Here is a 20,705-nt window from a genome sequence, read left to right as displayed (position 1 = left end):
CACTAATTTGTCCCTTGTCTAGCTGGTAAAAACCGAAAAGGTAACTTTAGCTAAGATTTAATAAAGTCCGGAGGTGCTGATCCCAATTATCGTTAACCGTCTGGCGGGCCTGCTGCTGCCGGGGCGGCAAGAGTGACTGACTGCGCCAGTCGGGAACTTCACTGTCACAACACCGGTCCTGCTCAACCACCTGCTCGCCAAAGTAATTGAGCAGGAAAGCCCGGCGGCAGAAAGTGAGGCGCAGGTACTTTTGCACTTGTGCTAACTGCCGATTGGTCTGACGGTGCCGCTTTTTAAACGCCGCGACAATTTGGTCGGCAGTGTAGTGCTGGCGAAAGTAAAAAGTAAAGAGTTCGTGGTTCCTGCCTAAGGCTGCCGGTGGCAACTGCCCCGCACGAACTTTTTCCAGCAGGCCGAGCGGCGGCAGGTCGACGGTCGTCAGCTGCCGGGCCAGCAGGTCATCGCCAGGGCAGGTCAGCAAAACCGCGACGCTTTGCCGCCCATCACGACCAGCCCGGCCAATTTCCTGTACGTAGTCAGCAAGGTTGGTCGGCTGGTGGTAGTGGATGATGAAGCGGATATCGTCCTTGTCTACCCCCATCCCAAAGGCACTCGTGGCACAAATCAGCTGAAGGTCGTCAGCCATGAATTGCTGCTGAACACGAAAACGGTCGGCGGCAGGCATCCCCGCATGGTAGGCCGCCACAGCTAATCCGCTTTGCTTTTGCAACCAGTCAGCGGTCGCCGTTGCAAGGCGGCGACTGGCGAAGTAAATAATCCCTGCTCCGGAGAGTTCTTTTACCAGTTGGAGCAGCCTGGTTGCCTTTTCATCCGGTGAAGCCAGTTCCTCGACTGCCAGAAAAATATTTGCCCGGTTGACTGACCGCCGGATAACCGTCACCTCGTCAGCTGGCAGGCCCATTTTAGCAATAATATCCGCCTGAACACGTGGGGTGGCCGTAGCGGTCAGCAGTAACGTCGGCGGGGTCCCCAGTTCTTCCCTAAACCGGCGCAGCAGCAGGTATTCCGGCCGGAAGTCTGGGCCCCACTGGGAAATGCAATGGGCCTCATCGATGGTCAGCATGGCAACATTGGCCCGGCGCAGACAAGCAGCAACTGCCGAATTGGCTAGGATTTCCGGGGAGGCAAAGACAAATTTTGCCCAGGCCAGCTGGCTTAATTGCTGGTCCCGGGTTCGCCGGTCCTGGCCGCTTAGCAGCAAGACCCGTTTCTCGCCACGGCGGTGGAGGCGATCAACTTGATCTTGCATTAGTGAAATCAACGGCGAAACAATTAAGACGATTCCGGGGCGGAGGTAGGCTGGAAGCTGGTAAAGCAGCGATTTTCCTCCCCCAGTAGGCAGAATTGCCATGGTGTCCTGCCCCGCTAAAATCGCCTCAATCGTTGCCAACTGGCCGTCACGGAACTCTTGATAGCCAAAGTGCTGCTGTAATGCTTGGTAAAGCCGGTCACGATTCATTTTGCGAATACTCCTTATAAATTTGGTACAGGCGAAAATAATAAAAGTCACTATTCTCATCGCCGCTCCAGCCCTGAAAACGCCAGTGGATCGCATCACCGCGAAAGTGATGGTCTAAAAATTTCCGCTGCTCTGCTGGCAATAGTTGTGCCCAGTCAAGCTGCTGGGGCGTCAGGATCGCAGCTGTCAGGAGGTGTTCACGAACGGTTCCCAGTTTCAAACGCCGGCGCTCTGCAATCCTAACAAGCTCGAGCCCCTGGCGTGCTAGCTGGACGGTTGTCTGACAACTACGCGAAATTGGTGCTGACGCAATGAGCGGCCGCGCCAGACTCGCCAGCGGGCCAGCCGTCCGCCGTGAAAAAGCAGTAACGGCTAACCACAGATCATGGTCAAGAACCAGGGCATCAGCCGGACTGAGCTGGAGGTGGTCAGCTAGCTGGTTAAGCGTCCACCCAGCCTGGTTATGACCAATCAAGCGGTTAACCAATGCCGCCACCAAGCGTTGGTCCTCATTAGCCAAGGCACCAGCAAGGAGGTGCAGCTCTGCATATACTTCCTGCACAAACTGGGCTGATTTAAAGTGCCGAAACCAGCCCCGCACCGCTTCCTGGTCCGTAAAGGGAACGGCGAGGGGTGCATAGTAACGGTTGTGGTATGCAAGCTCGGAAACCACTTGAAACCCCAGCAGGAGGCGTCGCTGAACGGTCTGCGTATTGGCAAGCCAGTACCAAGGATAAAAGTGGGGCTGGTAAGGTGACGGTTGGCTTTCCTCATAGCTAACCCCGGCCGCCGTCAGTTTTATTTCGTCAGCACCGACGCGTTCAAGCAGGCCCGCTCCAATTAACGCCGCAACTTCCTGGTCAAATTGCGCCCGGCTGAGGCGGCGCCGCGCACCGAGCCAGGTTAAAATCCCGTAATGCTGGGCCCAGAAAAGGGTCGACACCGTCTGCCGATTAGCCAGGACGTTCTCAATCACCCGTTCTCGCCGCGGCTGGTGGTAGCTGCATAAGCGCAGTAAGTATGTATTCATCACCACATTCCCCCTCCCCCTTTAAATAATACGGTAAAAGCGGTCGTTTCCATGTAATTCGGGGCAAAAAGTTTACCCGGTCGGTAATCAGGCTCATGGTGCTGACGCACGGTTGCCAACCTGCAACGGCCCTGTCCCAAAATTACTTTACCACAAAAAAGAAAGAAGACTCCACCTACACTTCCCGTGCAAGTGAAGTCTTGCTATCCTGTCAGTAATTATTCCATCCGGTGGCGCTGCAGCCACTGCCGTAGATGAGCAACGATTAAGATAAAGACGATCGACAGCAGCAAGCCCTTGACAATGTTAAACGGCAACACCCCCAGGGCCACTAGCTGGGCTACCGGCAGTGAAGACTGCCAGTGCCAAACCGCCATGTAGAGCGGTGTAATCACCCAAAGGTTCAGTAGAGACATCACTACGGTCAGCACCAGCGTTGCCAGCGGAATGGCCGTTAGCGCCTGCCGCTTAAAGGACCATTCCTGGTGCCGCCAGACATAGTAAAACGGGAATAACAACGCTAATGACGAAATGAAGTCACTGCCAACCCCAATCAGGTCACCGATTGCGAAACCATTGACCATCGCGTGCAGAAAACACTTGATGAAGGCCACCACGACCCCCGCTAACGGTCCGTAGAGGTAACCGCCCAGTAACACCGGGATATCGGAAAAATCGATTTTAAGGTATGAAGCAACCGGAATGATGGGAAACTCAAACATCATTAGGATAAACGCTAAGGCACCCAAACAAGCGATGCCAACCATCCGTTGAATACGCTGATGTGATACTGTCATAAATCAACAACCTCCATTGAGATTGCCTTCGTTGGCCCTTCCACAAAGAAAAGGCGCTGTTAACTGCTTACAGTCAACAACGCATTACTTTATAGAAATCTTCTCTATACCAGACTTTACTGTCGGCACTGGACTTACACCAGATTCAACCGTTCACACGGGTTGCGGGCTGTAACCGCCGGTCGGGAATTGCACCCTGCCTTGAAGACGAATCAGTTCATATTGTACGTTTTCATTGTAGCGAGATTTCCGCGCCGTGTCAACGCTGATGGCTTCTAGCAACCACGCCTTGCTTCGCGGATATTCGCCTTTTTCATCCGTTTTACCATCCTTACTCCGCCTTTAAAACTAGAGAAGAACCAGTTCCCTGTCTCTCGCCTGCTGGGGTCCCTGTCCTGCCTATAGCCTACAAGCGGTTCAACCGTTTGACTTCTTCAGGGCGCAATTCCCGATAGTCCCCCGGCTGAACTCCCTGGAGGTTCAGGAAGCCGTAACTCTCACGGTGAAGTTTAATCACCGGGTGACCGACTGCCGCCAGCATCCGTTTGACCTGGTGGTAGTGCCCCTCATGGATTGTTAGCTGCACGATACTCGTTTTCTTTTCCCGGTCGGTGCCCTTCAGCCGGGTCTTGGCCGGCTTCGTTCGCCGGCCATCAACTTTGACCCCCGTCCGCAATTGCTTCAAGTCATCATTACTGATAAGTCCCTTGACCTTAGCGACGTAGGTCTTATCAACCGCGAACTTAGGGTGCATCATCTTGTTTGCTAAAGCACCGTCATTAGTCAGCAGCAAGAGACCGGTCGTGTCATAGTCCAGACGGCCAACGGGATAGATCCGCTCTTCAATTTCGTCCTCCCGGAGGATATCAACAACCGTCCGGCGGCCCTTTTCGTCATGCGCACTCGAAATCACGCCCCGCGGTTTGTTCAGCAGATAGTAAACCTGCTTTTCCCGGTGAAGCGGGACCCCGTCAACTTCAATTTTATCCTTAGCGGTGACCTTCGTTCCTAAGGTGGTAACCGTCTGTCCATTAACTTGGACGTGTCCGGTCGCAATCAACTTTTCCGACGCCCGCCGGGACGCCACGCCGGCCTCCGCCATCACTTTTTGTAAACGTTCCATTACTCATCCTCCTCATGCCGTTCCCGTGACTGCAACGCCGTCAGGAACAAGTCCCCGCTCAGCGCACCGTCATCAGCATCCGCCTGTTTTGGCAGTGCCGGTAATTCATCGAGCGTGGTCAGGCCAAAATAGTTCAAGAAGTTATCGGTCGTGATGTACAAAAACGGCCGCCCAGGGGCATCTAACCGGCCCTTCGTGTCAATCAGCCCCCGTACCATCAACTTCTGAATTCCTCCCGAGCTTTGCACCCCGCGGATGCTATCGATTTCTAACCGCGTAATCGGCTGGCGGTAGGCAATGATAGCGAGGGTCTCCAGCAGGGCAGTAGTAAGCGGCACCGTCAATGGCACCTCAAAAAAGTGCTTGATCACCGGAGCCAAGGCTTGTTTGGTCGCCAGGCGGTAGGTATCGGCACTTTGAAGGAGAATCAGTGCCGAGTCCTGATCCTGCGCGTACTTGGCTTGGAGAGCAGCCAGCATTTCACGCAGGGCCGGCTTCATAAAACCAGTAATTTTAGCAAGATTGCCCAGGGTGATACCCTCATCCCCACTAATAAATAACAGGCCCTCCACTTGGGCCAGGTTACTTGCTTGTATCTTCGTCATCAATTCGCGTTCCCTTCACTAAAATAATCGGGCCAAACAGTTCCGCCTGCTGCACCGCAATCCGTTGGTCCTTGCTTAATTCCAAGACCGCAATAAAAGTCGTCACTAACTGGTCACGACTGCGATCACCAGCAAACAGGGCGGTAAACTGGACCGGCCCGGCCTTCACCTGCTTGACCACCGCAGCCATTCTTTCGGCCACACTAACCTTTTCGGTTGCAACCGTTTCAACCAGCGGCTGAGCTAGCCGGTGCTTTTTTAATACTTCCACAAAGGCCGCCTGAAGCTGGTCGACCGTCACCCCTGGTTCCACGTGGGCACTAATCAGCTCCCGGGGAACGTGCATGGCGGGACGGGTGTACTCCTGCTGGCGCAAATTTTCTTTATCCTTTAACTGGTCTGCCGCCTTCTTGTACCGCTGGTATTCCAGTAATTGCTCAACCAGCTCTTCCCGTGGATCCGGCAGCTCCTCAGCCTCTTCATCCGGTTCGCTCGGTTGGGGTAAGAGCAACTGGCTTTTGATATTCATCAAAGTCGCCGCCATCACGAAATAATCACCAGCAATCTCCAGCTGGTGAGCCTGTTGCTGGTGCAAAAAATCTAGGTACTGACTAGTAATGCGGGCAATCTGAATATCATAAATATCCATCTTATTTTCCCGAATAAGGTGCAGGAGCAAGTCCAGTGGGCCCTCGAAATCGGCAATTTTAATTGTTGGCTGGTATGGATGTTCCGTAACTGGTTTAGTGCTCATTAAACTGCTCCCAATTGGTAATTAGCGACTGGTTCTTGAGGGTCCCCATTAACCGTTTCCCCGGATACTGGTCCTGGAGAGCGGTCAAAAGGGCAAAGACATTCTTGCCAGACCGCTCACTCGGGGTAAACGAAAGCTGCCGTAAAAGCAGGTAATCGGTCCCCTCCTCCACAATCGCGATTGCAATGAAGTGGTTATCCTCGGCATCCTTCCACAGGTAAACGGGGTAGCCCGCAGTTAACGCCCCCGTCAGTTCATCCGTAAACCGGCCATAATTTCGCAGGTCGGGGACCAGGGATAGCAGGCCCATCGCAATTTTTTCATAATCCTTTCGGTACCGTACTAGCACGCTTCTTCACTCCTCAAATTTTCGGTTGGTGCTGGCGGTAGTCAGCGCTTAATTCCTGAACTGTCATTTTTAAGTAGGGTTTAATTGCCCGTAGCTCGCTATAACCAAGCATTTCTTGAATCAGCCGGCCATCAGCCCCGCTCCGCAAGAGGTGGACGGCAAAGGAATAGCGCAGTGTCCGGGGAGTCACGGCTTTTTCAATCCCTGCTTGCCGGACCAGGGTGCGAAGATTCTTCCAGACACCCTGGCGCGTTAACTGGTGGCCATGGGCATTGACAAAGACCGCTTGTTCGCCCTCCGCCACTAGCAACGGGCGGACAGCGGATAGGTAATGTTTTAACTCCTGAACTGCCTGGTCACTAATCGGTACTAGTCGTTCCCGCCGGCCCCCGCTGCCGAGCCGAATCATCTTAATATCAAGGTGCAAATCCGTGACCAGCAGGTCGACTAATTCACTGACCCGCATTCCAGTGGTCGCTAAGACCGCAAGGAGCGCCCGGTCACGCTTTCCGAGAGCGTGCGCCTGATCGGGGGCCGCTAGCAGCTGCTTGATTTCCGGTTCGGTCAGAATCTCCGGCGGCAACTTCTCGGTTAATTGCTGGTTATCGACCAGCTCCATCGGGTTAAACCGCAGCTGCTGGTGACGGACCAGGTAACGGTAAAACTGGCGCAGAGCGGATAGCTGGCGGTTAATAGTCGCCGGTGACCGGCCCCGCCTTTTCTGCTCAGCGATTAATGCTAACAGCTGGTATTGATCTACCGCTGACCACTCCCCGACACCCTGTGCTTGTAAGAAAGCTGCCGCTTGGTCCAGGTCCCGCCGGTAGCTCATGAGCGTATTAGCCGATCGCCCCTGACTCCCCTTTAAGTAGGCCAGGTATTTATCAACAAGTTCCTCCATGCCGACTACTCTTCTTTCTTGAGCAGGAGCAGCTGGCCATTTGTTTCTTCAACCAGGCCAGCCTTCAGCAGGTGTCCCACGGCCCGCTTAAACTGGCCCTTGCTGATGCCGAAAACCTGCCGGATTACCTGCGGGTCGGTCTTATCCGTATACGGCAACCGCTGATTTAAGTCATGCTTTAACATGGTTAAAATCATCGCCGCATCCTCCCCAATCGCCTGGTAGGCACGGGGCTTCAAGGAAAGGTTCAGGCTGCCGTGTGACGACAAGCCAATCACCCGGGCTTTGACCCGTTGACCGAGGCGGGGTTCCTGGTCACGCTCACTGGGGTGGATAAAGCCCAGCTGGTAGTCATCGGTAAGCACGTGGGTACCATTCAACTTCAGGCGGTAAACGGTTGCCATCACGTCCCGGTTCATTGCTCTTTTTGACGGGGCATTTGAGATAGTTTGGTAAATCTGGTCATCCGCTAACTGGCCCCAGATACGGTCCTTATCGTCCACCCGCAGCGCCATCAGTAGACGGTCACCTGGTTGGGGCCAGAGGTGCTTTAATTCCGGCAGGTCATCTAATGACACCACGATATCCTTGTTTGGCAAACCGATGTCTACAAAGACCCCTAAATCTCGACGAACGCTGACCACCGTCCCGTAATCGTAGTGGTCAACTTGGACGGTGGGAATGTGCTGACAGGTCATTTGCAGCTGGTGATCTTCGTTCTCGTACACGAAGCCCCGGACCTGACCACCAATATGGAGCTGCTGGGGACTTTCTGCCTTTGGTAAGCGATAAGTCTGCCCATTCCGGTCCGGCTGAACAAAGTAGTCCTGGTCATTTTCGTCAATCATCACCGCTGAAACAACTTTTCCTAATGCTGAATTCATATTTTACCCCATCTTCCTTTTAAATCCTTCTTATTATTTTACACGGCTGAAAATGGTTTGACCAGCACTACTAAAAAAAGCTAGACAAACGTCTAGCCCTTTTTGCAATCAATGCTAATTTAATTAGTCGATCGTCTTAACACGCATCATGTTGGTTGCACCTGGAACACCCAAAGGAACACCAGCAACGATGATAATCTTATCGCCCTTCTTAGCAAAGCCAAGTTCAACCGCCTTCTTGGCTGCCAGGTCGAACATCTTATCAGTGTTCTTCATTTCGTCAACAACGTATGGTTGAACACCCCAGTTAATCATCAGGCCGCGTTCTACCCGTTCGTTTGGCGTCAAGGCAACGATGTCAGCGTTTGGACGGTACTTAGAAATCATCTTAGCAGTGTAGCCTGAAGCAGTGTAGGCAACAATGGTGTGGATGTCCATGTCCTTAGCAGCGTTGGCAACAGCAGAACCAATCGTTTCAGTAACGTCGGACTTGTCCCAATCGAAGGTTTCAGTACCGAATTCCCAGAGGTGGTTTTCAGCCTTGATGTCAATGGCGTTCATCATGGCAACTGATTCTACTGGGTAGTCACCGTTGGCACTTTCACCAGAAAGCATCGTTGCGTCAGTACCATCAAAGACGGCGTTAGCAACGTCAGATACTTCGGCACGAGTTGGCCGTGGGTTTTCTTGCATGGAGTCCAGCATTTGGGTAGCGGTGATAACTGGCTTGCCCAGTTCGTTACAACGCTTGATCATGTGCTTCTGAACGATTGGCACATTTTCAGCTGGAATTTCAACCCCCATGTCACCACGAGGAACCATCAGACCATCAGAAACTTCGATGATGGATTCGAAGTTGTCGATTCCTTCTTGAGATTCGATCTTTGGGAAGATTTGAACGTCTTCCATGTTCTTTTCCTTGAGGAGTTCACGAATGTCTTGAACATCCTGTGGCTTCCGAACGAAGGATGCAGAGATAAAGTTGATCTTGTTGTCCAGGCCGAAGCGAATGTCGCTGCTGTCCTTTTCAGTAATACCTGGCAGGTTGATGGAAACACCAGGAGCGTTAACACCCTTCCGTGAGCCGAGGACACCGTGGTTCAGGACCTTGCAGACCAATTCACGGTTAGCGTCATCCTTTTCTTCGATTTGCATGTCAATCAGACCATCATCGAAGAGGACGTGACCACCAACATGGGTGTCATCGTACAGGCCTGGGTAGGTAACAGCAATCTTGTCATGAGTACCTTCAATAGAAGCATCCATTGAAATCCGTACTTCATCACCAATGTTGTATTCGATCTTACCTTCCTTTTGAACAGTAGTCCGAATTTCAGCACCCTTAGTATCAAGCATGATACCAACGTGCTTGCCGGTGATTTCTTCCGCCTTCTTAACGTTTTGCATCCGGCCCAGGTGTTCTGGGTGGTCACCATGTGAGAAGTTGAAGCGGAAAACATTCGCACCCGCTTGAATCAACTTAACGATTGTATCGACATCAGTACTTGCAGGACCAAGGGTACTTACAATCTTGGTTTTCTTCATAAATGAATCTCTCCTTTTGCATTTATGCATCAACTGCGGTCTGCCATTTGCATCCCTCATTTGCACACTTGTATAATAGCACTTTTCAAAATAGGTGTCTTTATTTTTTGTTCAAAAGTTCGCAAGAAAACGCTGTCATCAGGAAATTGTTTTTATTTCTCATCACCCTCTAATTTTTCAGTGATTGAAGGACAACGTTATCTGCCCCCAGAAGTTCGGCAAGCCCCTGCTGGGTGGCGGGAGCGGAATTCATCCACCGGCTGCTAGGTTCCAGCAGCTTCGTATCAGTATGCGGATAATACAATAGCACTGGTACGGGCCCCCGGTGCTGCTGCATAAAGCGGTGCAGCGCTTGACGAAGTGCCGGCGTGTCATTTTTCGCGGTAACCCTCAGGACCCAGCGAGCAGTCGGAATCAGCTGCTTCTGGAGACCCTTAGCATCCTGAACCTGCTGTGCAACCACCTGAAGGCCGTGCCCCGCCCGTTCTTCGGTCTTACCCGTAATTACGAGGATCTGGTTCCGCTCTAACAATTCCTGAAACTGTTGGTATTGTTGTGGAAACACGGTCACGTCCAGGAGGCCGCTCTCGTCCGAGCCGGATATAAAGGCCATCGGGCGGTGATCCTTCTTCGTGTGGATTACCTTGACTCGGTTAATAAATAGAATCAGGGTTACCCGCTGGTTTGGACGCAGGTCAGCTACCCGTCCGGCCCGCAAACGACTGGCAAGCTGGCGGTACTGACTGACCGGATGCCCGGACAGGTAGACGCCGAGAAGTTCATTTTCTTTTGCCAGCCGGGTCGTCAGCGGGTATTCCTGCCGGTGACTGATTGAAGACTGGAGGCTTGGATCACCGGAAAGGCCCGGCAAGGTTGCCAGTAATTCGATCCCTGATAGGAGGTTAGGCAAGCTCTCTATCATTTCCGCCCGGTTGTAACCGAGGCCATCGAGGGCCCCCGCATAAATCAGCGGAGTAAGCACCTCCTCTTTTTGCCACTTGTCTGGCAAGCGGTGAATGAGGTCCCGAATATCCTTGAAAGAACCGTTACTGTCCCGTTCCTGCAGCAAATCCGCAATAAAGTCCCGGCGAACCCCCTTGATGGCGGTTAAACCAAAGTAAATTTGCTGGTCATGAACCGTAAACTGGGCCCGGCTAAGGTTGATGCGGGGGCCATTGATTTTAACACCCATCCGCTGCGCGTTGGTAACGTGCTGGCGAAGCTTGGTGATGTTCCCCTCCGCATTAAGCAGTGCCGTATAGAACTCTGTCGGGTAGTGACACTTGAGGTAGGCCATTTCAAAGGCCATCTTGGAATAGGCAACGGCGTGGGAGCGGTTGAACCCGTAATTAGCAAACTGGTCAATGTAGTCAAACACCTGACTGGCTAAGGCTGACTGGTAGCCCTTTGCCCGGGCCCCAGCCATAAACTTAGCCCGCATGTTATCCATGGTCTGCTTTTTCTTCTTACTCATTGCCCGCCGCAGCAAATCGGCCTCCCCCAGGGTAAAGCCCGCCATAGCCGACGCCAGTTGCATAACCTGTTCCTGGTAAACTAGGATTCCGTAGGTGGGCGCAAGGATTGGCGCTAGGGATTGATCCGGTAGCCGCACCGGCTCCTGCCCCTGCTTCCGAGCGATGAAGTGGCTGATGTTTTCCAACGGACCAGGGCGGTAGAGGGCGTTGACTGCCACAATATCTTCAAACTGGTCGGGATGCAAGGCGGTCAAGACATTCCGAATTCCAGGTGATTCGAATTGGAACACCCCGTCAGTCTGCCCGCGCTGGAACAGCTGCAGGGTGGCCGGGTCGGCCAGGCTGATCCGCTCCAGGCTAAACTGAGGCTCCCGTTGGCGGATCATCCGAAGTGTATTGTCCATGATCGACAGGTTGCGTAATCCCAGGAAATCCATTTTCAGCAGGCCCAGTGCTTCCACCGTGTCCTTTGGAAACTGCGTCATTAAGAGTCCCTCACTCCCTGCCTGCAACGGAACAATCTCGTGCAGGGGGGCAGCCGACAGGACGATCCCAGCCGCATGGGTTGAGTAGTGCCGGGGCAACCCTTCCAACTGCCGAGCCACTTGGAAGAGCTGCCGGAGTTTTGGCTGGTCATTGAGGAGGTTCTTCAAACGCTGCGACTCCGCGAGGGCCTGGTCAAGGGTAAACGAGCCGCCCCGCGGCAGTGCATCCAGCAGGGTTGTCGTCTCAAATTTTGTCAGCTTGAAAACCCGGCTGACATCCCGGAGAACCTGTTTAGCAGCGAGGGTCCCAAAAGTAATAATCTGCGCCACCCGCTCATGCCCGTACTTCCTATGAACATATGCCAGAACTTCCTCCCGGCGGTTGTCGGGAATATCCAAGTCGATATCAGGCATCTGTGCCCGCTCTGGGTTAAGGAAACGTTCGAATAGCAACTGGTACTCCAGCGGGTCGACTTCGGTAATTGCGAGGGCATAGGCCACCAGAGAACCGGCTGCTGAGCCCCGGCCCGGGTCGGTTGTGATTTTTGTCCGGTGGGCAAAATTCATTACGTCCCAGACAATCAGGAAGTAATCATCGAACCCCATCCGGTGAATAATCGCCAACTCATGGTCTAAGCGCTGCCGATAAGCAGCTGCCGAATAGCCAGCCGCTAGCGGTCGCTTCTTTAGCCCGGCAAGACATAGTTGACGGAGGTAATCAACCGCCGTTTCCCCGTGGGGGGTCTGATAATGCGGCAGGACTGGGGCCTGAAACTTTAATTCAACGTTGCACTGGTCAGCAATGACCGCTGTATTATCAACGGCGGCGGCTAGGCCGAGCTGCTGGTAGGCAGCTTCCACCTGCTGACGTACCGGCAGATAGTTATCCCCCGTGGCGGTTGCCTGGGCGTCCAGGTCAGTCAGCTGAGCCCCCTGACCAATCGCCTGGAGGGTCTTCGTGGCAAAAAAGTCGGTCGCGTTCAAATAGTCAACTGGCGTCGTGGCGACAACGGGGACACCCGCCTCCTGGGCAAAACGCTGGAGGGAGGAGCGTTCAACTTCATCCAATTGCAAGTTGATCCCGAGATAGAGATTGCGGCCAACGGTTTGCTGCAGGGAAGTCAGCCAGCCGGTCCCCTGGCGGATCAAATTCAGCACCGCCAGCTGGACTGGCAGGATTACGACTACTTCCTTCAGTAATCCTGCCAGTTCCGTGAACGTTATTGTCTTCCCGCGCTCTGCGGTTTGTTGGCGCGTCGAAATGTCCATTAGGTTGCGGTAACCCTGCTCATTTTTCGCCAGCAAGGTCATCTTGAGCTGGTTCCCCGCAAGCTCGTCCAGGGCCACTGTGATTTCTAATCCTAATAGCGGCTTAATTCCTGCCTGTCGGGCAGTATTATAAAAATCGACAGCCCCATATAAAATATTTTGATCAGTCAAGGCCAGGGCGGTATACCCCCGCTGTTTAGCCGCCTTAACCAGATCCGGAATCCGGGTTGGACTCTGGAGTAAGCTATAACTGCTGTGCACCTCTAGTGGTACATAATTCACGTTTGGCCGCCCCCTTTCTTTCAAATTATAACAAAAGATTCCTGGAGTGATGACTTTTTACCCCTGCCTTTCGTGTTCAGTTGTGCTAAAATGTTTATTATACAGAGGGGATGAAACTAATGAATCTGCTATCTAAAAACATTGTTGCTGCAATCTGGGGACTAATTCTGGCCGAGGTATTAGCCTACATTACCTCCCAGTTGGAAGGAATGACTCCCGACTATACGGCAGTTGCCGTCATTGGTGCCGTCATGGCCTTGATTGCAGTTAATGCTGTCAACGCTATTACCGGCAAGGCCGATCCGGCTAAACAGGAAAAGTAATTTTAATAATTTGAGTTCAAAAACGCCAGACTGAAAATTTTCGGTCTGGCGTTTTTTATATTATTGTCGACTGTTCAGCCGAATAATCTCAAGCAAGACATCAACCGCTCGTTCCATCGTTTGGAGGGAAACATATTCAAAGCGGGAGTGCATATTTTCGCCACCAGCAAAGAGGTTCGGGGTCGGCAAACCTAGGTAGGAAATCGTCGACCCGTCCGTTCCCCCACGAACAGGATAGATGTTGGGCGTAATCCCCAGGTTTTCCATCGCCTGCTTAGCTAGTTCAACCACTTCCATATGTCCCTTTAAGGCGTCCTTGAGGTTGTAATACTGGTCATATAGCTTCATGCTGATACGGTCGGCACCCAATTCGGTGTTCAAACCAGTTACGATTCGTTTTAGGAGGTGCTTGCGTTCCTCAAAACTTTGCCGGTTATGGTCGCGAATAATGTAGGTCATCGTGGCATGGTCAACCGTACCGGTAAACTTATATAGGTGGAAGAACCCTTCCCGTCCTGCCGTCCGCTCGGCCCGTTCATGGGCAGGCAGGCTATTATGGAGATCAATGGCAACTTGGATGGCATTCACCATCGTCCCCTTCGCAACCGCCGTGTGAACATCTTTGCCTTCGATTTCAATCTCCGCCTGCGCCGCATTAAAGGTTTCGTACTCCAGCTCACCAAGTGGCCCGCCGTCAACGGTGTAGGCAATATCAGCCCCGAAGTCCGCAACGTCAAAGTGATCAGCACCGGTTCCAATTTCTTCATCCGGTCCCAGACCAATCCTGATTTCACCATGCTTAACTTCTGGATGGGCCATTAAGTACGCCGCCAGTGTAATAATTTCCGCAACCCCTGACTTATCATCCGCTCCCAGGAGAGTTGAACCGTCAGTCGTAATCAGAGTGTTCCCCTGGTAGTTCCGGAGCGCCGGAAACTCGTTAACCGTCAACTGGTACTTACCATCCCCGTCAAGTTGAATCGGCGAATGGCCGTCGTAGTTCTCGACAATTTGCGGATTAACGTTGTGGGCATTAAAATCCGCCGTATCGACATGGGCAATCAGCCCCAGCACCGGCACCTGATAATCCAGGTTGCTTGGAATCGTCGCCATCAGGTACGAACTTTGCTGGTTAATGTGCACGTTTGCCAGACCTAACCCCTCTAACTCCCCTGCCAGCTCTTTTAAAAACACGGTTTCCTTAGGGTCAGACGGAACCGTCGTTGCCGCCGGGTTGGAACGGGTTTCGGTTTTGACATATTTTAAGAAACGGTCTAGTAAACCTTCGTACTGTTCATTTGCCATTATTGATTTTCCTTTCCATCAACTACAAAAGTAAAGGGATCCGTATTGAGCTGGTTTTCGACAATCTCAAAATCCCAGCCGTCGTTCTCCGCTTGCCAGCTTCTAAAAAGCTCCGCCAGCTGGTGTTCACAAATCGCCTCAATATGGTGGCCCGGATCCACCACGGTCAGGTGGTTGGCAAGCATATCATGGGCGAAATGGTAACTAACATCCCCAGTCACGTAAGCATCCGCGCCCATTCGAACGGCGTCGGCATAAAAGTCCTGACCGGCACCGCCCAAAACGGCTACCCGGTGAATTTCTTTTTGGCCATCATCAGGGTGGTTAATCAAGCGCAGGCCCGCCACGCCAAATAACCGGCGGCAGTAATCAGCAAACTCCCGGGATGTCATTTGACCGTTGAAGTTACCAATCCGCCCCATCCCAACGGGAGCGCCAGTGATGGGATCCGTTCCCGCTGGAACCAATGGCTGGCAGTTAGTCAAACCCAGTTTGGCGGCAAGCCAGTCATTCATCCCTCCATTGGCGGTGTCAAGGTTGGTATGGGCAGCATAAACCGTAATGTGATGAGCAAGCAAGTCGGCATACATCTGATTCTGCGGATTTCTGGTATCCAAATTCTGCGCTGGATGAAACATCACCGGGTGGTGGGCAAAAATAAAATCAACCTGCTGGTCAATTGCCTCGGCGACGGTCTCAGGCCGGACATCTAAGCTGGTCATTAACCGCCGCAGGGGCTGGTCCGGGTCCCCGACTTGTAAGCCAACGTGATCCCATTTCTCAGCCAGCTGGGGGCTGGCAAACCGTTCAAAACGTTGAATTAACGTCGTCCCATTAATCATCCGCAAGCGCCTCCTTAACAATTGCAATTGCCGCTTTTAACTGTTCCATCTTCGCCACTGGCGGCTGTTTTGCCGCCGCAATTTGTTTTAGCACCGCTATCTGCCGTTGAATATAATCCTGCCACTTTTCCGCAAAGATGGGGCCCTTTTTCTCCAATATCAGTGGGCCAAACTGCAACTCGTAATCGCTATACCGGAACGGAACTGGTGACGGCTCGGCAACGATAATTTCATAAATATGCCCGTCTTCTTTGACTAAGCGTTCTGCCATAATTTGGTAGCGGTGGGCTTGCAGCCAGGCGCGCAGGCGTGGTTCACCAACGTTGGGTTGGAGAATCAATCGCTGAACGCCGGCCAGCTGTTTTTGCCCCCGTTCCAAGATATCGGCGATCAGCGTCCCGCCCATCCCCGCTATTACCACGGTATCAATGTGGTCGCCTGGGTGAATTGCGGCGAGACCATTTGCCAAACGGGGGATAACATGTCCACCGAGACCGCTTTGCTGAATCTCATTTGCCATGTTCTGGTACGGCCCCGCGACAACTTCACCCGCTACTGCTTGGTCAATTTTCCCAGCCAACGCTAGGGCTGCCGGCAAGTAGGCGTGATCCGACCCAATATCTGCGAGTCGCGCTCCCTGGGGAACAAATGAAGCGACCATCGCCAGCCGTTTTGAAAGGTGTTGCGCATCCACGTTTATCATTCTTCCTTTATCAGTTATTCAGGAATAATTATACCAAAAAAGCAGGGAGCCTGAGGAATTTCCCCATTCTCCCTGGAATCATTTCTTATTCAGCAATTTTTTCAACAAAACTTGCAATCCGCTTTAAGCATTCCTGAATATCAGCTTCAGAGGACGCGTAGGATAAGCGAATGTAGCCTTCGCCACCGGCGCCAAAGGCACTTCCCGGGGTCACCCCAACTTTTGCCTGGCTGGCCAGATCCCGGGCAAATTGTTCATCGTCTTTGCCAAAGGCCGCTGGAATCTTAGCAAAGATGTAAAAGGCTCCTTCAGGCGTGGCCATTTCAAAGCCTAACTTGGAAAGCCCCGCGATGACCATGTCCCGGCGTTTCTCATAGGATTGGCGGAAAGCGAGCGGGTCATCAAGACCGTTGACCAAGGCTTCCGTGGCCGCGGCCTGGGTGCTGTCAGTAACGGTGGTTACCAGGTAACAGTGCATCTTCAAAATGCTCTTCATGATTTTAGCTGGCCCGGCGATATAGCCCAGCCGGTAACCGGTCATTGCGTGCGACTTCGAGAGCCCAGAAATCAGCAAAGTCCGTTCAGGAATCATGCTGGCAATTGAGGCGTGCTCTACCCCATAGACCAACTCACTGTAAATTTCGTCCGCAATGGCATAAAGGTGGTGAGCGGCAATGACCTTAGCCAACCCGGCGAGCACGTCGGCGGGGTATTCCCGCCCGGTAGGGTTACTTGGATAGTTGAGAAGGACCGCTTTAACCCCAGTCCCTTCCTGTTCTAAGACCTCTTCCAGCCGTTCCGGCGTCAGGACGAAGCCATCGGCGGACGTGTCAACTTGGACCGCCGTAGCCCCGGTCATGGCAATTAACGGAAAGTAGAGTGCGAAGGCAGGGGTAGGAACAATCACCTTATCCCCAGTGTTCAAGAGGCTAAACAGGGTTGCGTCGAGCGCCTCAGTGGCCCCCACCGTCACTACTACTTCACTTGCGGGATCATACTCGACCTGACGGGTCTGCTTAATATAATCACTAATTGCCGCTAACAGCTCCGGCTTCCCGGCCTGTGGCGCGTAGTGCGAATCATCATTTTGAATACTCTTGATTGCCGCCTGCTTGACGTGTTCCGGTGTGTTAAAATCCGGTTCACCCACGGTCAGCTTAATAATTCCCGGAATCCGTGAAACTTCCTTATCGAAAGCACGAATCCCAGATGGTTGTAAGGCGTCCAGCTTATGGCTAATAGTTCCGTATAAATCCGTTGATAATTCAGGCATACTGCAACTCCCTCTCTGTCTCTAAGCAATAACAACTTTACTTAAATAATTTTATTATTCGAATAAATTTTCGTCAAGAAGTTTTTAATAATTCGTTAATTTAATTTTAATTATTGTAAAAAAGCACGCTAAATTGTTAAAAATTTAACGTGCTTAGGGAAATAATCCGTATTTAGTTTAGTAGGGACTACTCTAAAAAGTCCTTTAGCTGCTTAGAACGAGATGGGTGACGCAGCTTCCGCAAAGCCTTCGCTTCAATTTGCCGAATCCGTTCCCGGGTAACACCGAAGACCTTCCCAACTTCTTCCAAGGTCCGGGTCCGCCCGTCGTCAAGACCAAAACGTAGCCGCAGGACGTTTTCTTCCCGGTCGGTTAAAGTATCCAGGACATTTTCCAACTGCTTCTTCATCATTTCGTAAGCCGCGTGGTCAGCTGGACTCGTCGCATCCTGGTCCTCGATAAAGTCGCCCAGGTGGGAGTCATCCTCTTCGCCAATCGGCGTTTCCAGCGAAACCGGTTCCTGGGCAATCTTGAGGATGTTACGAACCTTTTCCGTTGGCATGTCCATCTCTGCCCCGATTTCCTCTGGCAATGGTTCCCGACCGAGGTCCTGCAGGAGCTGCCGCTGAATCCGGATTAGCTTGTTAATCGTTTCCACCATGTGAACCGGAATCCGAATTGTCCGCGCCTGGTCGGCAATCGCCCGGGTAATCGCCTGGCGGATCCACCAGGTAGCGTAAGTGGAAAACTTAAAGCCCCGCCGGTAGTCGAACTTCTCGACGGCCTTCATCAGCCCCATGTTCCCTTCCTGAATCAGGTCTAGGAACTGCATTCCCCGACCGACGTAACGCTTGGCAATGGAGACCACCAGCCGCAGGTTTGCTTCTGCCAGCTGTTGCTTAGCGACCTCATCCCCCTGTTCAATCCGGAGGGCGAGCTTAACTTCTTCATCAGCCGTCAGCAGGTTGACCCGACCAATCTCCTTGAGGTACATCCGAACGGGGTCGTTAATCTTGACACCGGTCGGTGCGGACGTATCCTCCATCGCATTTTGGGAAAGTTTTTCGGTTGCCTTCAATGCCCGTGGATCAGGGTCACCATTGGCATCAACCACACTGATCCCGGCATCTTCAACGTTTTGGAGGAGGTTGTCAATACCATCCGCGTTCAGTTCGTACGGCTTGGCAAGTTTGTCCGTCAGCACATCGTATTGGATTTCCTTTTGCTTTTTGTACTGGCGAATCAATTTACCAACAGCAGTATCGTATTCTTGTTGGTCAAAATCTTCGCTATTAGAAATAACAAGGTCTTTCTTCTTACTCTTTGCCATATTAATTAGTCTCCTCTGCTTTATACTGTTGCTGTTCTTTTAACAAATCCACCAATTTAACCGTCAATTTCATTACCAGTTCAGTATTGTTCAAAGTATTGGCTTCCCGCAGCTGCTTTTGAACCTGATTAATTTGATCATCCAGTGGCGTCTGCCGGGTGATGATGTGCATACAGTCATCAATAACCGGCATTTGCACGGCCGGATTGACCCGCAGCTGTTCAATCTGGCTCAGTGTTGTCCGCAGTTCATCCTCGTTCAGGTAATTAAGGAAGTCCGCTACCGAGTAATCGCCATGCTCAGTAAAATAACTAGCCGCCAGCAGGTACAGGGTTTGGTAACGCTCATGAACAAAGTGGAAGCCAGCGGTTGCAGTTACGTGCGCCCAAACCTCCTGACTATGCAACATATAGTACAGGAGCATCTGTTCTGCTAACTCTGCCCGGCTGATCTTTACCTGCGGCCGGGACTCAACAACCGCAGCTGGGGACTGGCTAGTCAGCTGATTTTGCTGGCCGGGAGTTGGCCGCGGCTGACGAATTCCAGTGTGCGCCCGCACCTGGGCTAGTTGACTTTGCAACGCGGCCTTATCAAGAGAAAATTCCTGGGCCAGTTTGCTCAGGTACAAATCCTCTTCCAGCGGGGTCGGCACCGTCGCAATCACTTTCAGGACCTGGTTTAAATAGTCCATTCGTTCGCCCTGCTGGTCCAGATTGCGTCCCTGCCGCAAAAAGCGCAGGTAAAAGTCAAACGTCGTTTCCTCCTGGCTAGCCAGGTACTGCCGAAACTTCTCAGGCCCAAAGCGCTGAACATACTCGTCCGGATCAATCCCAGCTGGCAGTTGGACTACCCGTACCTGGAGGTTCCCGGTCTGCTGACTTTCTACCAACTTGATAGCCCGGTCGATTGCGTTTTGCCCCGCGCTATCACCGTCATAACAAATATCTAACTGGGTAGTCGTCCGGTGGATCGTCCCCACCTGTTCTTCGGTAAAGCTGGTTCCCATCGAGGCCACGCCGCCCTGAATCCCAGCACCAAAAGCTGAAATAACGTCCATGAACCCTTCAAACAGGTACAGCTTTCCGTCTTGGCGGGCCACCTTGCGCGCCACATCCAGATTAAAGAGTGTCCGCCGCTTGTTAAAGATTGGTGTTTCCGGGCTGTTGAGGTACTTGGGCAGGTCAGTGTTAGCCGTACTGAGCAGGCGCCCAGAAAAGGCAATTACCTGACCACGACGGTTCTTGATCGGGTACATCACCCGGTTGGCAAAACGGTCGTGGAGCTGGCCTTCACGGTCCTCAGTGAACAAGCCGGACTTGCGCAAGAGCTGGTAATCCAGCTTTTCCTTGTCGCAATACGCTTTTAACACCTGCTGTTCCGGCGCGAACCCCAGCTGAAATTGATCAATCAGCTCCCGGGAAACACCCCGGCGAGTCAAATAGTGCAAACCAGCCTCTCCCGCGGGGGTACCTACCAGGATATAGTGGTATAGTTCCGCCGCCTTCTGGTGGAGCTGGATCAACTGCCCGGTTTCACTATCGACTGGAGCTGCTGGACGGTTGCTCGACTGAACATATTGCTCAGGCAGGCTAATTCCGGCATCCTTAGCAACTGCTGCCACGGCCTCCACAAAGTCAATGTGCTGGTAGTCCATCAAGAACTGGAAAACATTGCCGCTCCGGCCGCAACCAAAACAATGATAATACTGCTTCTCCGCGTTAACCGAAAACGACGGGGTCTGCTCATTGTGAAATGGACAGAGCCCGGTAAAGTTTTTGCCGGCCTTTTTTAGTTGAACATAGCGGCCAATTACGTCAACAATATCAACTGAATTACGCACCTCATCGATTACCGCCCGCGGTATTCTTGCCATTGAACCACCCCATTTAGTTAACCTGTGAACAGTAACGAAAGGCCGCAACCCAACGGAATGCGACCCTCCTTTACTTA

Annotated in this window: 18 protein-coding genes and 1 riboswitch; of the genes, 1 reads left to right on the top strand and 17 read right to left on the bottom strand. The window is 52.4% G+C overall.

The features are described 5' to 3' along the window. Positions 1 to 46 precede the first annotated feature (46 nt). The 11 genes from N4599_RS01130 to dnaE form a co-directional block, all read right to left on the bottom strand. The gene (locus N4599_RS01130) at positions 47 to 1,480 is read right to left on the bottom strand and encodes a RecQ family ATP-dependent DNA helicase (RefSeq protein WP_260901377.1); all 1,434 of its coding nucleotides are present in this window, start codon (positions 1,478 to 1,480) and stop codon (positions 47 to 49) included. Next, positions 1,470 to 2,510: a helix-turn-helix domain-containing protein gene (locus N4599_RS01125; RefSeq protein WP_224757983.1), complete on the bottom strand. Its 1,041-nt coding sequence runs from the start codon at positions 2,508 to 2,510 to the stop codon at positions 1,470 to 1,472. The genes N4599_RS01130 and N4599_RS01125 overlap by 11 nt, the downstream gene beginning before the upstream one ends. Positions 2,511 to 2,728: 218 nt before the next feature. Continuing rightward, on the bottom strand, positions 2,729 to 3,307 hold the full coding sequence (locus tag N4599_RS01120) for an ECF transporter S component (protein WP_191363681.1): 579 nt from the start codon (positions 3,305 to 3,307) through the stop codon (positions 2,729 to 2,731). A 93-nt stretch (positions 3,308 to 3,400) separates the two neighbouring features. Then, positions 3,401 to 3,520, bottom strand: a riboswitch (FMN riboswitch). Between the two features lie 193 nt (positions 3,521 to 3,713). Then, positions 3,714 to 4,430, bottom strand: a complete 717-nt coding sequence (locus tag N4599_RS01115) for a pseudouridine synthase (protein ID WP_062813046.1) — start codon at positions 4,428 to 4,430, stop codon at positions 3,714 to 3,716. Beyond that, positions 4,430 to 5,035, bottom strand: coding sequence for an SMC-Scp complex subunit ScpB (scpB, locus tag N4599_RS01110; RefSeq protein ID WP_260901372.1), 606 nt, complete (start codon positions 5,033 to 5,035; stop codon positions 4,430 to 4,432). Before scpB ends, N4599_RS01115 begins: the two co-directional genes overlap by 1 nt. After that, positions 5,013 to 5,789, bottom strand: coding sequence for a segregation and condensation protein A (locus N4599_RS01105; RefSeq protein ID WP_260901369.1), 777 nt, complete (start codon positions 5,787 to 5,789; stop codon positions 5,013 to 5,015). The genes scpB and N4599_RS01105 overlap by 23 nt, the downstream gene beginning before the upstream one ends. Beyond that, positions 5,779 to 6,138, bottom strand: a complete 360-nt coding sequence (locus tag N4599_RS01100) for a hypothetical protein (RefSeq protein WP_003711844.1) — start codon at positions 6,136 to 6,138, stop codon at positions 5,779 to 5,781. Before N4599_RS01100 ends, N4599_RS01105 begins: the two co-directional genes overlap by 11 nt. A gap of 13 nt (positions 6,139 to 6,151) precedes the next feature. Then, on the bottom strand, positions 6,152 to 7,039 hold the full coding sequence (locus tag N4599_RS01095; RefSeq protein WP_062813043.1) for a tyrosine-type recombinase/integrase: 888 nt from the start codon (positions 7,037 to 7,039) through the stop codon (positions 6,152 to 6,154). Between the two features lie 5 nt (positions 7,040 to 7,044). Beyond that, the gene (locus N4599_RS01090) at positions 7,045 to 7,923 is read right to left on the bottom strand and encodes a CvfB family protein (protein ID WP_062813042.1); all 879 of its coding nucleotides are present in this window, start codon (positions 7,921 to 7,923) and stop codon (positions 7,045 to 7,047) included. A gap of 123 nt (positions 7,924 to 8,046) precedes the next feature. After that, positions 8,047 to 9,468 carry a pyruvate kinase gene (gene pyk, locus N4599_RS01085; protein WP_003711891.1) on the bottom strand — a complete coding sequence of 474 codons (1,422 nt, stop codon included), beginning with the start codon at positions 9,466 to 9,468 and terminating at the stop codon, positions 8,047 to 8,049. Positions 9,469 to 9,637: 169 nt separating this feature from the next. Continuing rightward, positions 9,638 to 12,979: a DNA polymerase III subunit alpha gene (gene dnaE, locus N4599_RS01080; RefSeq protein ID WP_260901364.1), complete on the bottom strand. Its 3,342-nt coding sequence runs from the start codon at positions 12,977 to 12,979 to the stop codon at positions 9,638 to 9,640. A 119-nt stretch (positions 12,980 to 13,098) separates the two neighbouring features. Here dnaE and N4599_RS01075 point away from each other — a divergent pair, with 119 nt between their 5' ends. Continuing rightward, the gene (locus tag N4599_RS01075) at positions 13,099 to 13,302 is read left to right on the top strand and encodes a DUF2929 family protein (protein ID WP_003711847.1); all 204 of its coding nucleotides are present in this window, start codon (positions 13,099 to 13,101) and stop codon (positions 13,300 to 13,302) included. Between the two features lie 60 nt (positions 13,303 to 13,362). Here the strand turns inward: N4599_RS01075 and pepT are convergent, their stop codons facing one another. From pepT to dnaG, 6 genes are all read right to left on the bottom strand, one after another. After that, complete coding sequence (gene pepT, locus N4599_RS01070; protein ID WP_260901361.1) at positions 13,363 to 14,607, bottom strand: peptidase T; 1,245 nt, start codon at positions 14,605 to 14,607, stop codon at positions 13,363 to 13,365. Further along, entirely contained in the window at positions 14,607 to 15,449 is an 843-nt protein-coding gene (locus tag N4599_RS01065; RefSeq protein ID WP_191363677.1) for a Nif3-like dinuclear metal center hexameric protein, read from the bottom strand. The genes pepT and N4599_RS01065 overlap by 1 nt, the downstream gene beginning before the upstream one ends. Further along, the gene (locus N4599_RS01060; RefSeq protein ID WP_278755607.1) at positions 15,442 to 16,143 is read right to left on the bottom strand and encodes a tRNA (adenine(22)-N(1))-methyltransferase; all 702 of its coding nucleotides are present in this window, start codon (positions 16,141 to 16,143) and stop codon (positions 15,442 to 15,444) included. Before N4599_RS01060 ends, N4599_RS01065 begins: the two co-directional genes overlap by 8 nt. Before the next feature lie 94 nt (positions 16,144 to 16,237). Then, a complete protein-coding gene (locus N4599_RS01055; protein WP_062812641.1) occupies positions 16,238 to 17,425 on the bottom strand; it encodes an aminotransferase class I/II-fold pyridoxal phosphate-dependent enzyme in 1,188 nt (395 codons plus the stop codon). 187 nt (positions 17,426 to 17,612) lie between these two features. Further along, on the bottom strand, positions 17,613 to 18,755 hold the full coding sequence (gene rpoD / locus N4599_RS01050; protein ID WP_062812640.1) for an RNA polymerase sigma factor RpoD: 1,143 nt from the start codon (positions 18,753 to 18,755) through the stop codon (positions 17,613 to 17,615). Position 18,756: 1 nt separating this feature from the next. Further along, positions 18,757 to 20,628: a DNA primase gene (gene dnaG, locus N4599_RS01045; protein ID WP_260901356.1), complete on the bottom strand. Its 1,872-nt coding sequence runs from the start codon at positions 20,626 to 20,628 to the stop codon at positions 18,757 to 18,759. Between the last annotated feature and the right edge of the window lie 77 nt (positions 20,629 to 20,705).

Source organism: Limosilactobacillus oris (genome assembly GCF_025311495.1).
Taxonomy (GTDB): domain Bacteria; phylum Bacillota; class Bacilli; order Lactobacillales; family Lactobacillaceae; genus Limosilactobacillus; species Limosilactobacillus oris_A.
The sequence above is the reverse complement of the archived record's forward strand: the minus strand, read 5'-3'. Positions and strand labels throughout refer to the sequence as shown.

Excerpts from the sequence above, each read along its gene's own strand:
- N4599_RS01130 (WP_260901377.1), bottom strand. The coding sequence starts at position 1,480 with ATGAATCGTGACCGGCTTTACCAAGCATTACAGCAGCACTTTGGCTAT.
- N4599_RS01090 (WP_062813042.1), bottom strand. The coding sequence starts at position 7,923 with ATGAATTCAGCATTAGGAAAAGTTGTTTCAGCGGTGATGATTGACGAA.
- N4599_RS01120 (WP_191363681.1), bottom strand. The coding sequence starts at position 3,307 with ATGACAGTATCACATCAGCGTATTCAACGGATGGTTGGCATCGCTTGT.
- N4599_RS01075 (WP_003711847.1), top strand. The coding sequence starts at position 13,099 with ATGAATCTGCTATCTAAAAACATTGTTGCTGCAATCTGGGGACTAATT.
- N4599_RS01055 (WP_062812641.1), bottom strand. The coding sequence starts at position 17,425 with ATGCCTGAATTATCAACGGATTTATACGGAACTATTAGCCATAAGCTG.
- dnaG (WP_260901356.1), bottom strand. The coding sequence starts at position 20,628 with ATGGCAAGAATACCGCGGGCGGTAATCGATGAGGTGCGTAATTCAGTT.
- rpoD (WP_062812640.1), bottom strand. The coding sequence starts at position 18,755 with ATGGCAAAGAGTAAGAAGAAAGACCTTGTTATTTCTAATAGCGAAGAT.
- pyk (WP_003711891.1), bottom strand. The coding sequence starts at position 9,468 with ATGAAGAAAACCAAGATTGTAAGTACCCTTGGTCCTGCAAGTACTGAT.
- scpB (WP_260901372.1), bottom strand. The coding sequence starts at position 5,035 with ATGACGAAGATACAAGCAAGTAACCTGGCCCAAGTGGAGGGCCTGTTA.
- pepT (WP_260901361.1), bottom strand. The coding sequence starts at position 14,607 with ATGGCAAATGAACAGTACGAAGGTTTACTAGACCGTTTCTTAAAATAT.
- N4599_RS01065 (WP_191363677.1), bottom strand. The coding sequence starts at position 15,449 with ATGATTAATGGGACGACGTTAATTCAACGTTTTGAACGGTTTGCCAGC.
- N4599_RS01105 (WP_260901369.1), bottom strand. The coding sequence starts at position 5,789 with ATGAGCACTAAACCAGTTACGGAACATCCATACCAGCCAACAATTAAA.
- N4599_RS01115 (WP_062813046.1), bottom strand. The coding sequence starts at position 4,430 with ATGGAACGTTTACAAAAAGTGATGGCGGAGGCCGGCGTGGCGTCCCGG.
- N4599_RS01095 (WP_062813043.1), bottom strand. The coding sequence starts at position 7,039 with ATGGAGGAACTTGTTGATAAATACCTGGCCTACTTAAAGGGGAGTCAG.
- N4599_RS01125 (WP_224757983.1), bottom strand. The coding sequence starts at position 2,510 with ATGAATACATACTTACTGCGCTTATGCAGCTACCACCAGCCGCGGCGA.